This is a genomic window from Brevibacterium renqingii (genome assembly GCF_017808095.1).
In the GTDB taxonomy this organism is placed as follows: Bacteria; Actinomycetota; Actinomycetes; order Actinomycetales; family Brevibacteriaceae; genus Brevibacterium; species Brevibacterium renqingii.
The window spans coordinates 216,291-230,268 of the sequence record NZ_JADBHG010000003.1 but is presented as its reverse complement, the minus strand read 5'-3'; the positions used below and the strand labels follow the sequence as shown (position 1 = coordinate 230,268).

The 13,978-nt window shown below is 65.9% G+C and carries 10 protein-coding genes; 2 read left to right on the top strand and 8 right to left on the bottom strand.

Features of this window, described 5'->3' with window-relative positions; all coding sequences use genetic code 11:
• Window positions 1-83 precede the first annotated feature (83 nt).
• The 4 genes from IIE29_RS08450 to IIE29_RS08435 all read right to left on the bottom strand — a co-directional run bounded on the left by IIE29_RS08450 (window position 84) and on the right by IIE29_RS08435 (window position 5,439).
• On the bottom strand, window positions 84-1,535 hold the full coding sequence (locus tag IIE29_RS08450) for a replication-associated recombination protein A (RefSeq protein ID WP_209324794.1): 1,452 nt from the start codon (window positions 1,533-1,535) through the stop codon (window positions 84-86).
• Complete coding sequence (aspS, locus tag IIE29_RS08445; protein ID WP_209324793.1) at window positions 1,535-3,319, bottom strand: aspartate--tRNA ligase; 1,785 nt, start codon at window positions 3,317-3,319, stop codon at window positions 1,535-1,537. The genes IIE29_RS08450 and aspS overlap by 1 nt, the downstream gene beginning before the upstream one ends.
• A 59-nt stretch (window positions 3,320-3,378) precedes the next feature.
• Window positions 3,379-4,713 carry a histidine--tRNA ligase gene (hisS, locus tag IIE29_RS08440; protein WP_209324792.1) on the bottom strand — a complete coding sequence of 445 codons (1,335 nt, stop codon included), beginning with the start codon at window positions 4,711-4,713 and terminating at the stop codon, window positions 3,379-3,381.
• Between the two features lie 81 nt (window positions 4,714-4,794).
• Window positions 4,795-5,439 carry an MBL fold metallo-hydrolase gene (locus tag IIE29_RS08435; RefSeq protein ID WP_209324791.1) on the bottom strand — a complete coding sequence of 215 codons (645 nt, stop codon included), beginning with the start codon at window positions 5,437-5,439 and terminating at the stop codon, window positions 4,795-4,797.
• 119 nt (window positions 5,440-5,558) lie between these two features.
• Between IIE29_RS08435 and IIE29_RS08430 the strand changes: the two genes are divergently transcribed.
• Complete coding sequence (locus IIE29_RS08430; protein WP_209324790.1) at window positions 5,559-6,911, top strand: DUF349 domain-containing protein; 1,353 nt, start codon at window positions 5,559-5,561, stop codon at window positions 6,909-6,911.
• Window positions 6,912-7,019: 108 nt separating this feature from the next.
• A complete protein-coding gene (locus tag IIE29_RS08425; protein ID WP_209324789.1) occupies window positions 7,020-7,559 on the top strand; it encodes a hypothetical protein in 540 nt (179 codons plus the stop codon).
• A 91-nt stretch (window positions 7,560-7,650) separates the two neighbouring features.
• Here the strand turns inward: IIE29_RS08425 and IIE29_RS08420 are convergent, their stop codons facing one another.
• The 4 genes from IIE29_RS08420 to yajC are packed head-to-tail and all read right to left on the bottom strand — an operon-like array spanning window position 7,651 to window position 13,928.
• Window positions 7,651-9,948, bottom strand: coding sequence for a RelA/SpoT family protein (locus IIE29_RS08420; RefSeq protein WP_209324788.1), 2,298 nt, complete (start codon window positions 9,946-9,948; stop codon window positions 7,651-7,653).
• Window positions 9,949-9,967: 19 nt separating this feature from the next.
• A complete protein-coding gene (gene secF, locus IIE29_RS08415) occupies window positions 9,968-10,984 on the bottom strand; it encodes a protein translocase subunit SecF (protein WP_209324787.1) in 1,017 nt (338 codons plus the stop codon).
• Window positions 10,981-13,323, bottom strand: coding sequence for a protein translocase subunit SecD (gene secD, locus IIE29_RS08410; protein ID WP_343071849.1), 2,343 nt, complete (start codon window positions 13,321-13,323; stop codon window positions 10,981-10,983). Before secD ends, secF begins: the two co-directional genes overlap by 4 nt.
• Window positions 13,324-13,361: 38 nt before the next feature.
• Window positions 13,362-13,928, bottom strand: a complete 567-nt coding sequence (gene yajC / locus IIE29_RS08405; protein WP_343071848.1) for a preprotein translocase subunit YajC — start codon at window positions 13,926-13,928, stop codon at window positions 13,362-13,364.
• Window positions 13,929-13,978 lie beyond the last annotated feature (50 nt).

Sequence of the window (13,978 nt, the reverse complement as noted above, 5' to 3'; positions counted from 1 at the left end):
ACTGTGATCTTCCCGACTCCCCGCCCACTCGAAGCGGTCGGCCTGTCACCCATCGTGGCTTTCGACGGCGGCGTCTTCGAAGGTCAGGGTCGCAGGAGGCGGTTGAGGTTCTCCAGCCGTTCGGCCATCGACCGTTCCATGCCGTTCGTGCTCGGCGTGTAGTAGCGCCTGCCCCGCAGCGTCTCGGGCAGATACTCCTGATCGGCCACCCCGTGCGGGTAGTCGTGTGAGTACTTGTATCCGTGACCGTGGCCGAGTTCCTTGGCACCCGGATAATGGGCGTCGCGCAGGTGGGTCGGCACCTGCCCTGCCAGGCCGTTCTTCACGTCGGCGATGGCGGCGTCGAGTGCGCGGTAGCTGGCGTTCGACTTCGGTGCCAGAGCCAGGTAGGTGACGGCCTCGGCGAGCGGGATCCGACCTTCGGGCATGCCGATGTTCTGTACGGCGGTGGATGCCGCGACGGCGATGGGCAGCGCCTGCGGGTCGGCCATGCCGATGTCCTCAGCGGCGGAGATGACGACCCGGCGGGCGATGAAGCGCGGATCCTCACCCGCGACGATCATCCGCGCCAGATAGTGCAGCGCCGCGTCGACGTCGGAGCCGCGGATGGATTTGATGAACGCGGAGACGACGTCGTAGTGCTGATCGCCGTTGCGGTCGTAGCGCAGCACGGTCTCGCTGCTCGCCTCGGCGCAGGCCTGTTCGGTGATGCGGATCGGCGTCTCGGCCTCTTCGCCGTCCTCGGCCTCGTTGACCTCATCGTCCTCGCCGGCCCGACCGGCCGCGGCCTGGGCCGCGGCGATCCCTGCGGCCGCCTCGAGCACTGTCAGGGAACGCCGAGCATCGGCTCCAGCGATGCGGACGATGAAGTCGCGGGCCTCGGCGGCGAGCTCGAACTGCCCGGCCAGGCCCCGTTCGCTCTCGATCGCACGGTCCAGCAGGTTGCCCACCGCGGCATCGTCGAGGGGACGGAGGGTGAGCATGAGTGAGCGTGAGAGCAGCGGCGAGATGACGGAGAACGAGGGATTCTCCGTGGTGGCTGCGACGAGGACGACCAGACGGTTCTCCACCGCCGGCAGCAGGGCGTCCTGCTGGGCCTTGGAGAAGCGGTGGATCTCGTCGAGGAAGAGCACCGTCGTGCGACCGTACATCTCCCTTTCGCGACGGGCGTTCTCGATCACCTGCCGCACGTCCTTGACCCCGGCGGTGATCGCGGAGAGTTCGACGAAGGTGCGTCCCGGAGCATGGGAGATCACATGCGCCAGAGTCGTCTTCCCGACGCCCGGCGGGCCCCACAGGATCACCGAGGAGGCCCCCGCCCGGTCTCCCCCGCTGGCCTCGACGAGCTGGTTGAGCGGGGAGCCGGGGAAGGTCAGATGCTCCTGCCCGACGACCTCGCTCAGCGTGCGCGGACGCATCCGCACGGCCAGGGGGTCCAGCGCCCGGCCGGAAGAGCTGTTCGCAGAACCGGTGAAGCCCGGACCAGGCGGTTCCTGGTCCGGGCCGTCGGAGAACAGATTCGGTTCCTGGCTCATCAGGCCTCGGCGTCGACGTCTTCCGGCTCGAAGTCCACACCCGCCTCGGCACGCTGGGCATCGGTGATCGGTGCCGGTGCCTGGGTCAGCGGGTCGAAGCCGCCGCCGGACTTCGGGAAGGCGATGACCTCGCGGATCGAGTCGACACCGGCCAGCAGGGAGACGATGCGGTCCCAGCCGAATGCGATGCCACCGTGCGGGGGCGCGCCGAATTTGAAGGCTTCGAGGAGGAAGCCGAACTTCTCGGCCGCTTCCTCTTCGGAGATGCCCATGATCTTGAACACGCGTTCCTGGACCTCGGGTCGGTGGATGCGGATGGACCCGCCGCCGATCTCGTTGCCGTTGCACACGATGTCATAGGCGTAGGCCAGAGCACTGCCCGGATCGGATTCGAGACTGTCGAGGAATTCCGGCTTCGGCGCGGTGAAGGCGTGGTGAACGGCGGTCCATGCGCCCTCGCCCACGGCGACGTCACCGGCGGCCTGAGCATCAGCGGCCGATTCGAACAGCGGCGCGTCGACGACCCAGACGAATGCCCAGTCGCCGTCCTCGATCAGACCGGTCCGCTCGGCGATCTCGTTGCGGGCGGCACCGAGCAGCGCGCGGGAGGAGTTCGCGTCCCCGGCGGCGAAGAAGATCGCATCGCCCGGACTCGCTCCGGCGGCGGCGACGAGGCCGGCCTTCTCCGTCTCGGAGATGTTCTTGGCCACGGGTCCGGACAGGGTCCCGTCCTCGCCGACGAGCACATAGGCCAGTCCCTTGGCGCCGCGCTGCTTGGCCCAGTCCTGCCAGCCGTCGAGCTGACGGCGCGGCAGAGATCCGCCGCCGGGATAGACGACGGAGCCGACATAGGGCGATTGGAAGACCCGGAACGGGGTGTCGGCGAAGAATTCGGTGAGGTTGTGCAGCTCGAGCCCGAAGCGCAGGTCCGGTTTGTCCGTACCGTACTTCTCCAGCGCCTCGTGGTAGGTGATGTGCGGGATCGGGGTGGTGATCTCGTGTCCGATGAGCTTCCACAGCGCGGTGAGGATCTCCTCGGCCAGGGCGATGACGTCCTCCTGCTCGACGAAGGAGGCTTCGATGTCGAGCTGGGTGAACTCGGGCTGGCGATCGGCGCGGAAGTCCTCATCACGGTAGCAGCGCGCGATCTGGTAGTACCTCTCCATGCCTGCGACCTGGAGCAGCTGCTTGAACAGCTGTGGAGACTGCGGCAGGGCGTACCAGGAGCCGGGCCTGAGCCGGGCGGGCACGAGGAAGTCGCGGGCGCCCTCGGGAGTCGATCGGGTCAGAGTCGGAGTCTCGATCTCGACGAAGCTGTGCGCATCGAGCACCGAGCGGGCCGCCTTGTTGACGTCCGAACGCAGACGGATCGCCGCCGCCGGACCCGAGCGGCGCAGGTCCAGGTAGCGGTAGCGCAGACGGTTCTCCTCCCCCACGGTGCCGGAGTCCTCGGCGTGGTCGGAGACCTGGAACGGCAGAGCCGAAGCCTCGGAGAGCACCGTGACGGCGGTGTCAACGACCTCGATCTCGCCCGTAGGCAGGTTCGGGTTCGTGTTCCCTTCGGGGCGGACCGAGACGGTGCCTGTGGCCTTGACCACGGTTTCGTTGCGCAGCTGGTGAGCATCGTCTTCCCGGACGACGACCTGCACGATTCCCGAAGCGTCACGCAGATCGATGAAGGCCACACCTCCGTGATCGCGACGACGATCGACCCACCCGGTGAGGGTGACGGTTTGTCCTGCGTTCTCGGCTCGCAGGCTTCCGGCTTCGTGGCTTCGCAGCACCTAGGACTCCTTAGTGATATTGATGTGTCAGCGCCTGAACAATGATAGTCGCTTATGAATCAGGCCCTGTACACGCGCGGCCAGAGGTCGTCTGCGCTCGGCGCCCATGTGGCCGGATCGGCCGGCGTCTGCTCTCCGCTGCGGATGTCCTTGACCTCGTGGCCGGAATCACCGTCGGTGAACCACACGAAGGGTATGTCGCGTCGTTCGGCGTAGCGGATCTGCTTGCCGAACTTCGCGGCGCTCGGCGAGACCTCGCACGGGATGTCACGGGCCCGCAGCGCTGTGGCCACGGCATCGGCCGCGCCGCGACCGTCCTCGTCGGTCACCGCCACGACCACCGCAGAGGGAGTTCCCCGAGTGGCGCGGACACCGGAGTCCTCGCCGAGGACGAAGGCCATGAGGCGGGAGACTCCGATGGACATCCCGACTCCGGGGTAGTTCTTCTTGCCCACGCTCACGAGCGAATCGTAGCGGCCGCCGGAGGACACGGAGCCGAGCTCTTCGTGTCCGATCAGCTGTGTCTCATAGACGGCGCCGGTGTAGTAGTCGAGCCCGCGAGCGATCTTGAGCTGCGCGACGACGACTCCGGGGGCCCGTTCGTGGGCGGCCCGAAGCAGGGTCGTCAGCGATTCGAGCCCATCGTCGAGCAGCGGGTGCTCCACTCCGAGAGCGCGCACTTCGTCGGCGAAGGCCGGGGAGGCTGATTCGATGGCAGCCAGCTGCAGGCACAGCCGCTGCTGGCTCTCGTCGGCACCGGCCTCGGCGGCGAGGAGCTTCCCGACCTCTTCGGGCCCGATCTTGTCGTACTTGTCCAGGCAGCGCAGCACCGCCTGGATGTCCGTCAGGCCGATGCCGCGGGCAAAGCCTTCGAGGAGCCGGCGATCGTTGACGACGATCTTGATGCCCGGCACCCCCAGGGGCGCGAGTCGGGAGAAGGCGTCGGCGACGGCCAGCGGGATCTCGACTTCGAAATGCCCGGGCAGCTCCGTGTCGGCGATGACGTCGATATCGGCCTGGATGAATTCGCGGTAGCGGCCGGCCTGCGGTCGCTCCCCTCGCCAGACAGGCTGCACGCGAGCCGTCTTGAACGGGAAGCTCAGCTCATTGGCGTTGTCGGCGACATACCGCGCCAGAGGCACGGTGAGGTCGAAGTGCAGACCCAGCGGGTTGCGGTCGGCACCGTCGGAGTGCAGGCGGGAGACGGCGAAGATCTCCTTGTCGATCTCCCCGTCCTTCGCCAGCTGACTGATCGGTTCGACGGCGCGGTGGTTGAGGGCGGAGAACCCGTGCAGGGCGAAGGTGTGCTCGAGGGTGTCGATGATGGCCTTCTCGATCACGCGTTCGGCCGGAAGTCGTTCCGGGAATCCGGACAGACGGGCTGACTTCGCCATGGTGCTCCTTGCTTTCGGTGCGGTTGCGGTGTGAGGTTCGGATGGTCCGCGGTCCGGCGCTGGCACCGGCGCGGTCGTGGGTCAGAAGAAGGGGTTCGTGGCCAGTTCTCGTCCGACCCGTGACGCTGGACCGTGTCCAGGATAGATGGGAACGTCCGGCAGGGCCGCGAAGGCCCGCAGCGAGTCCTGCATCGCCCGAGCGTCTCCCCCGGGCAGGTCGACGCGGCCGATGGCTCCGGCGAAGACGACGTCTCCGGTGAAGATGATCTCCTCGGCATCGGCGACGACGCGCAGCAGCATCGACCCTTCGGTGTGTCCGGGGGCGGAGACGGCCGTGACCGTCAGTCCCGCCACTTCGAAGTTCTCGCCGTCGGCGATGTCGGTCACCTCGGGCGCCGCCCACCCTTCGACCAGCGGGGCGAGCATCTGCGCGAACTGCGGGCTGAGCATCGTCGCCGGTCGATCCAGCCGATATCGATCGGCCCCGCCGAGGTGGACGGGCACATTCCAGCGGGCGAGCACGTTGTTCAGCCCCAGGATGTGGTCCGGGTGGCCATGGGTGAGGAAGATCGCCTGTGGGGCCAGGCTCTCTTCGGCAAGCAGACGCTCGAGAGCCGGAGCGCAGTCGTAGCCGGAGTCGATGAGTATGCAGTCGCTGCGCCCCTCGGCGCGCACGGCATAGCAGTTGACGTCGAGGAATTCAGCGTGGGTTGTCAACACATCCATGAGCAAAGTCTATCCACAGGCTCGCTGATGGTTATGCTGGGATAACGTCTATCCCACAATCGAGTGATCGGCGGGTGTGAAGACCTGCCGGTTCGACCGATGGAAACAAGGTGAGAACCATGTCGACCCCGACACCGAAGCCGACCCCCCGCCCGTCATCCCTGCCCCGCCCGCAGGCGGCGCAGGTGGTCAACGCCAGCCATGTCGACCACGATGCCGAGGTGGCCCGCGCGGTGGGGCATGGTCGTGCCGATGCCGACGGCAGTGTGTTCGTCACCACCCCGGACGGCGAACGTCCCGTCGGTCAGTATCCGGATGCCACCCCTGAAGAGGCTCTCGAATACTTCGCGAAGAAGTACGTCGAGCTCGTCGAGAGCGCGGTCCTGCTGCGCAATCGCCTCTCAGCCGGCGCCCCGGGCCGCGAGATCGCCTCGGCCGCCACCACCCTGCAGGAATCGCTGCCGGAGGCCAATGTCGTCGGTGATCTCAAGAACCTGAGTGCGACACTCGACACTCTCATCTCCGATGCCGAGGCCACGGAGTCCCGGCAGGCCGCCCGCGCTCAGGCCGCGAAGCTCGCCGCCGCCGAGGACCGAGAGGAGCTCGTCGCCGAGGCCGAAGCGCTGGCCAAGCAGGATCCTTCGAAGATCCAGTGGAAGCAGTCGGGTGCGCGGCTGCGCGAACTCTTCGCGCAGTGGAAGGAAATGCAGCGCAGCGGGCCTCGCCTGCCGCGTTCGGTCGACCAGGAGCTGTGGGGACGCTTCTCACAGGCGCGGAGCACTTTCGAGCACAAGCGCAAGGAGTTCTTCGCAGAACTCGACAAGCTCAACGCCGAGGGCAAGCGGATCAAGGAGAAGATCGTCGCCGAGGCTGAATCGCTGTCGGCATCGACCGATTTCCGCTCCGTGTCCCAGAAGTACAAAGAGCTCATGACCCAATGGAAGCGGGCCCCGCGTGCCTCCCGGAAGGACGACGACGCCCTGTGGGCACGCTTCCGCGCGGCGCAGGACGTGTTCTTCTCCGCCCGGGATGCCGAGAACGCCGCGCTCGATGAGGAGTACAGAGGCAATCTCGTCGTCAAGGAGCAGCTGCTGAAGAGGGCGCAGGCGCTGCTGCCGATCACGGACCCGGTCGCCGCGAAGAAGGAGCTGCGGGCCATTCAGGATGAGTGGGAAGAGGCCGGTAAGGTCCCCCGGGCTGACATCTCACGGATGGAGAACGGTCTGCGTGAGGTCGAGCGTGCCCTGTCCGAGGCCGAGGAGGCCGCGTGGCAGCGCAGCAATCCGGAGACGAAGGCCCGCACCTCCGGCGCACTGAGCCAGCTCGACGACTCGATTCTCGAGCTCGAGAAGAAGCTCGAAACCGCTCGTGCCGGCGGTGATGAGAAGACCGTCGCCGAGGCGCAGTCCGCTCTCGACGCTCGCCGGGCTTGGAGGGACCAGGTGGCCCAGACCGCGGCCGAACTCGACTGAGTGAGGCCCTGACGGCCTGTCCACAGGACCTGACGTTCGAGTCCGCACTCGTCCACAGCGTCTGCCACGGCTCTTGTCAACGCCTCCATGCTCGACGATAGTCGGCGTATGGAGGCGTTGTTTCATCTGCGTGACTACGGGTACGAACATCTCACCGAGCTCACCCTCGACGGTCTGCTCATCCGTCTCACCGAGTCGACCTGGGTGCGCAAGGGCGCGATCCTCTCGCCCGTGGACCGGATGGCGGCCCTGCAGTCTCTCGTCCCGCCCGGACTGGCCCTCTCCCATGACAGCGCCTGGTGGGTGCACCGTGGTCTGGGTCGGGCGCCGTCGCCGTTGAGCTTCATCACTCTGCCGCGGCGCCGCTGGGTCGCCGACGACGGTTTCGCAGTCCATGAGATCGCTCTGGCCGATGACGAGTGGCAGTTCATCGGCCGGCTGCCGATCACTGTGGAGGAGAGGACGCTCTATGACCTGCTCCTCCCCCATCTCCGGCAGCCGCGATCGCAGTCCGCGCAGATGCTGCGCGGAATCGTCAGGGAGATCCCCGAAGGTCTGGCCTACCGATTCAGGCTCTATCTCGACGCCGTCTCGCGCCGGCCGTTCGTGGCGCAGATGCGCTCACTCCTCGACGGGCACCGATCCTGACACAGCCGGAGATCGCCGGAGCACATCGGCGACCGCCTGACACTGCCGGGTGCCCTCGGAGACGAGCAGCTGCCGGATGCCCTCGGACCGATCAGCCGCCGGAGATGCGATAGACGTCGAAGACGCCTTCGACCTTGCGCACCGCCGAGAGCACGGTGTCGAGATGGCTGGCGTCGCTCATCTCGAACACGAACTTCGACTGCGCCACCCGTGCTCTCGAGGTGCCCACGGACGCAGAGAGGATGTTCACATGCGTGTCGGTGAGCACCTTGGTGATGTCGGAGAGCAGGCCCGACCGGTCGAGTGCTTCGACCTGGATCTGGACGAGATAGATGCCGCTGGTCTTCTCGCCCCATTCGACCTCGACCATCCGTTCGGGCTCGCGTTCGAGGGAGACGACGTTCGGACAGTCGACACGGTGCACGGACACCCCCGATCCGCGGGTGACGAAGCCGAGGATCTCGTCGCCGGGAACCGGAGTGCAGCAGCGGGCGAGTTTGACGAGCACATCGTCGACGCCCTTGACGGTGACGCCTTCGGACGAAGAATGGTGCCCCGATGACTGACCGGTGCGATTGCGCGGCTCCGGAGGCAGCACGACCTCTTCGTCGTCCTCACCGACCTCTTTGGCGAGCAGATCGACGACGTGCTGCGCCGAGGACACGCCGTTGCCGATCGCGGCGTAGAGTGCGCTGACATCGGGCAGACGCAGTTCCGTCGCGACTACCTGGAGAGCTTCCTGGCTCATCAGCGAGGCGGCGGAGATCGTGTGCCTGCGCATCGCCCGAGCCAGCTGTTCGCGACCGTTCTCGATCGCCTCTTCGCGGCGCTCCTTGGAGAACCACTGGCGGATCTTGCTGCGCGCACGGGGGCTCTTGACGAACCCGAGCCAGTCACGGCTGGGGCCCGCGTTCTCGTCCTTCGAGGTGAACACCTCGACCGAGTCGCCGTTCTTCAGCTCCGTGTCCAGAGCCACGAGACGGCCGTTGACGCGTGCACCCATCGTCTTGTGGCCCACCTCGGTGTGCACGGCGTAGGCGAAGTCGATGGGTGTGGCACCGGCCGGCAGACTCATCACATCGCCTTTGGGCGTGAAGACATAGACCTCTTTCGAGTTGACCTCGTAGCGGAGGCTGTCGAGGAACTCGTCGGGGTCGCTGACCTCGCGCTGCCAGTCCAGCAGCTGCCGCAGCCAGGCCGCATCGTCAACTTCGCCGGCGTCCGAGACCTTCACCGAGCGTGCGGTGTTCGACGTCACCGCCTTCGACGATTTGCCCAGGTCCTTGTACTTCCAGTGGGCGGCCACGCCGAACTCGGCACGTCGGTCCATCTCATGGGTGCGGATCTGGATCTCGACCGGTTTGCCGTTGGGTCCGATGACCGTCGTATGCAGGCTCTGGTACATGTTGTACTTCGGCATCGCGATGTAGTCCTTGAACCTGCCCGGCACCGGATTCCACCGGGAGTGGACGATGCCGAGGGTGGCATAGCATTCGCGCACCGACTCCACGAGCACGCGGACGCCGACGAGATCGTAGATGTCGGCGAACTCGTGTCCGCGCACGACCATCTTCTGGTAGATCGAGTAGTAGTGCTTCGGACGACCTGTGATCGCGGCTTCGATCCCCGATTCCCTGAGTTCGGACTGGAGTTCGCTCGACACGGTCGCCAGGTACTTCTCGCGCTCGGGGGCGCGATCGGCGACGAGTCGCACGACCTCGTCGTAGACCTTCGGGTGCAGCACCTGGAAGGACAGGTCCTCGAGTTCCCATTTGATCGTGTTCATGCCCAGACGGTGGGCCAGCGGGGCGTAGATGTCGAGGGTCTCGCGGGCCTTCTTCGTGCTCGACGAGGCCGGGACGAATCGCCACGTCCGAGCATTGTGCAGGCGATCGGCGAGTTTGATGACGAGCACCCGGATGTCCTTGGCCATGGCCACGATCATCTTGCGCACGGTCTCGGACTGGGCGGCCTGGCCGTAGGTGAGCTTGTCGAGCTTGGTCACCCCGTCGACCATGGCCGCGACCTCGGAGCCGAACTCCTCGGTCAGCTCGTCGAGCGAATAGGAGGTGTCCTCGACGGTGTCGTGGAGCAGAGCCGCGGCGAGGGTGACCGGGAGCATGCCGATCTCGGCGAGGATGGTCGCCACCGCGATCGGATGCGTGATGTAGGCGTCGCCGGACTTCCGGGTCTGCCCGCGGTGGGCCTCCTCGGCGACCTTGTAGGCTCGCACGACGAGGTCGATGTCCGCTTTCGGATGGTTCGACTGCAGGGCCCGGATCATCGGGCCGAGCACTCGTGGGTAGCCGGGGTTGTTCTGTGCCCTGGCCGCCCACCAGGCTAAGCGGGAGATGCCTCGCGGACGGCGCGATTCAGCGGACGAAGCCACAACATCTCCTCTCTCGGGGTCAGACTTCGGAGTGGATCACCGGTGGGACGTCTGCATCCCCGTTCTTCAAGCGTAGTTCACGCACGGCCTTCTCCTGCTCCTGCACCGCCGGTTCGTTGGCGCGAAGGAGCGCATAGAGCGGGCTGGCGACGAACAGCGTCGACGCGGCTGCCACTATCGTACCGATGAACAGCGACAGAGAGATATCGACGAGGGTGCCGGCGCCGAGCAGGAACACTCCGATGAACAGGATCGAGGCGATCGGCAGCACGGACACCACCGAGGTGTTGATCGAGCGCACCGTCGTCTGGTTCACGCCGAGGTTGACCAGTTCAGAGAACTTCAGCTTGCGCTTGTCCTGGAATCGGGCAGTGTTCTCGCGGATCTTGTCGAAGACCACGACCGTGTCGTAGAGCGAGAAGCTGAGCACGGTGAGGAAGCCGATGATGGCTTCGGGGGTGACTTCGAAGCCGGTGGCCGAGTAGATGCCCATGGTCACGATCATCACGGCGAAGAGCCCGACGATGGCGGCGATCGACATCTTCCACGTGCGGAAGTACAGGGCCATCACGACCAAGGCGATCCCCACGAAGATCACGAGTGCACGGATCATCTTCGAGGTCACGTCCTGGCCCCATTCGGGTCCGACGAAGGTCGAGGTGACCTCTTGGGGCTCGGCGTCGTAGCCGGCGACGAGCGCGTCGCGGACTTCCTGCATCTGAGCGTCTGTGAGCTGGTTCGTCTCGATCTGCACGGCCGTGTCGCTCGTCGGCGTCAGTCTGGGTTCGGAGGCGGGGACCACATCGGTGACGATCTTCTCGCCCTTCGCGGCGGAGGTGTCGGTGACGTGGTCGACCTGGAACTGCGAACCGCCCTTGAAGGCGATGCCGAAGTTGAATCCGGCGACGAGGGGGACGAGCAGGGAGAGGATCACGAGGACTCCGGCGATTCCCAACCACAGCTTCGCCTTGCCGACGAAGGGGATCGATGATTCGCCGCTGTGGAGGCGGTTGCCCCAGGCAAAGAACCGTTTCACTTGTCTGCCTCCTTGCCCTCGTCGGCAGCTGTGTCCTCGGCGGCGCGTCGCGCCGCCGCTTTGCGTTCGGCGATCGATCCGCCGTTCAGGCGGGACCGGGCTGCCGTGTCCTTCGCCGTGTTCGCGGCTGAAGCCCCATTCGCGGAGGCGTTCCCCGCCTCGGTGTCAGGAGCCTCGGTGTCAGGAGCCTCGGTGTCAGGAGCCTCGGTGTCAGGAGCCTCGGTGTCAGGCGTCTCGGATTCCGCCTCGGGCCCGCCTGCGGCCGACTCCGTCTCAGAGCCCTCGGTCTTCTTGCGCTTGCGTTCGGCGATCGAACCGCCGACGGCCGACTTCCGCTTCTTCTTGCCGGGCTCGGGCGCCGGCGACGATGCCGCCGGCTCGGTGGTCGCGGCCGAGGTGTCGGCAGCGGAGTCCTCTGCGTCGTCGAGTCCGGCCTTGCGCAGACGCGCCTTCTCCCGGCGCTTGGCTTCCGGGGTCTTGTCCTTATCGTCGATGGAGAGGTTGAGCGCACCGCGATAGCCGGCGGGTCTGACTCCGAGCAGACGCGGATCCATACCCGACATCGGGTGGCCTTCGCCGAAGAACTTCGTCCGGGCCAGCACCTGCAGCATCGGGTGGGTGAAGAGGAAGACGATGAGCACGTCGATGATCACGGTCAGCCCCAGGGTGAAGGCGAATCCGCGCACCGACCCGACCGCCAGGATGTAGAGGATGACCGCGGCGAGCATGTTCACGGCCTTCGAGGCGTAGATCGTGCGCTTGGCCCGATCCCATCCGACCTCCACGGCCGAGAGCAGATTTCTGCCGCTGCGCAGCTCGTCCCGGACGCGTTCGAAGTAGACGATGAACGAGTCCGCCGCCATACCGATTCCGATGATGATACCGGCCACGCCCGCCAGCGACAGGCGATAGCCGTATCTCCAGGACGCGAGAAGCAGAAGAAGATAGGTGAGCACACCGGCGACGACGAGGCTCGAGACCGTGACGAGGCCGAGCACCCGGTACTGCAGCAGCGAGTAGACGACGACGAGGAGGAGGCCCACGAGGCCCGTGAGCAGACCGATCTTGAGATAGTTCGAACCCAGCGTCGGTGAGATCTGATCCTCGCTCTGAACCTGGAAGCTCAGCGGCAGGGAGCCGTTCTTGAGCTGATCGGCCAGTGTCTGCGCCTCGTCGAGACTGAAGTCGCCGGTGATCTGTGCCTTGCCGTCGGAGATCACCGCGTTCGAGCTCGGCGCCGAGAGCACGAGGCCGTCGAGTTCGATGGCGAACTGGTTGTACGGCTGCTGCTTTCCGGTGATGTCCGAGGTGATCTGCTTGAAGATCTCCCGTCCGGTCGAGTCGAATTCGAGGTTGACGGCAGGCTGGTTGGTCTGCACGCCGTTCGCACCCGAGGCGTAGCCGGCGTTCGCATCGGCCAGGTGGTCGCCGGCGAGTTCGACCGGGCCGAGGATGTATTTGGCCTTGCCGTCGTGAGAACACGAGACGACGGGCTTGTCGGCGGGCTGCTGCTCACCGCCCGTGCGGTTCTTCGGATCCGTGCAGTCGAGCTCGGTGTATTCCTTGATGATGGAATCGGTCTGCCATTCGCTCGCATCCTTCTCGGGGTCGAACAGCGGCCGCGGCGTCGAGTCGGTGACCTTAGTGTCATCGCTCGAACCGCTGCCCTCTGCGCCCTCGGCCGCGGACTCTTTCCCGCCGCCGGCCGACTTCGAATCCTTCGAGCCCTTATCGGCTTTGTCCGCAGCCGTGCCTCCTGCTTTCGCGACTTCGCCGCCGCCGGAAGGAGCCTGGTCCTGGCCCTGCCCGTCACCGCCGCCGTCGGCGCCGGTGAGGTCCTCGAGTCGCTTGCGCTCTTCGTCGCTGAGTCCGTCATCGGAACCGGACTTGTCGCCGCTGTCGCCGCTCTTCTCCTGTTCCTTCTGGATCTGCTCCTGTGAGCGCGGATCGCCGACCAGCGCCACACGGCGGAACACGAGCTGGGCGGAGGAGCGGACGAGGTTGCGCGTCTCCTCATCGGGGTTGCCCGGAAGATTCACGACGATGTTGCGATCGCCCTGCGTCGTGATCTCCGCTTCGGACACACCCGTCGAGTCAACGCGCTGGCGGATGATGGCGACGGCTTGGTCGAGCTGCTCCTTGCTGATGTCCGTGCCCTTCGACACCTGCGGTTCCAGGATGATCGACGTTCCGCCCTCGAGATCAAGTGCGAGCTTGGGAGTCGTCGTGGCGTTCGACCAGATGACTCCGGCAGCGATGATGCCGGCGAGCACCAGGGTGACGATCGTCAGCCACAGGAAGCGCAGACCAGGACGTGGCTTTTCTTCGATATCGGACACGTTTCAGCTTTCGATCGGGAGCAGAGTGCGAGGACGGATCAGTTCTTCTTGTCGGTATCCGAATCGGAGGAGTCGGCGTCATCGACGTCCGAATCGATCTCGGCAGCGTCCTGTGCCTCGCCTTCCGTCGTCGCAGCATCGGCGTCGGTCGCCTCCGGCGCATCGTCGCTGACGGAATCGGCTTCATCGGCGGCGTCCGCAGTCTCGGACTCCGAATCCTGCTCAGCGCGCTTGCGCGCGTTCATGGCATCGAGTTCGGCATCGGTGATCGCCGGCTTCTCCGCCGGATCCGCAGGGGCCGCATCAGCGGCCGGAGTGTCGGCGACGGGAGCATCGACCGGAGCGGAGGCCTCGGGGTTCTCGATCTGGCCGATGGCCTGGCGGTGGACTCGCAGAACGGTCCCGGGACCGGATTCGATGGTCACCTGGTTGCTCTCCTCGTCGATCGACAGGACCGTGCCGAAGACACCGAAGGTGGTCATCACGGTTGCACCGGGGACGAGACCCGACTTAATCTGCTCCGCACGCGCTTTCTGCTTGCGCCGAGAATTGAAGAGGAAGAAGATGAGCAGCGCGGCAAGCGCAAGAGGGATCAACAAATCCACAGATATCAGCCTTTCATATGAATGAACCAGTGAACCAGCTTAGTTCGTCC

Bases quoted from the DNA above. Each gene is read 5' to 3' on its own strand.
- IIE29_RS08450 (WP_209324794.1), bottom strand. From the start codon at position 1,535: ATGAGCCAGGAACCGAATCTGTTCTCCGACGGCCCGGACCAGGAACCG.
- hisS (WP_209324792.1), bottom strand. From the start codon at position 4,713: ATGGCGAAGTCAGCCCGTCTGTCCGGATTCCCGGAACGACTTCCGGCC.
- IIE29_RS08435 (WP_209324791.1), bottom strand. From the start codon at position 5,439: ATGGATGTGTTGACAACCCACGCTGAATTCCTCGACGTCAACTGCTAT.
- IIE29_RS08430 (WP_209324790.1), top strand. From the start codon at position 5,559: ATGTCGACCCCGACACCGAAGCCGACCCCCCGCCCGTCATCCCTGCCC.
- IIE29_RS08425 (WP_209324789.1), top strand. From the start codon at position 7,020: ATGGAGGCGTTGTTTCATCTGCGTGACTACGGGTACGAACATCTCACC.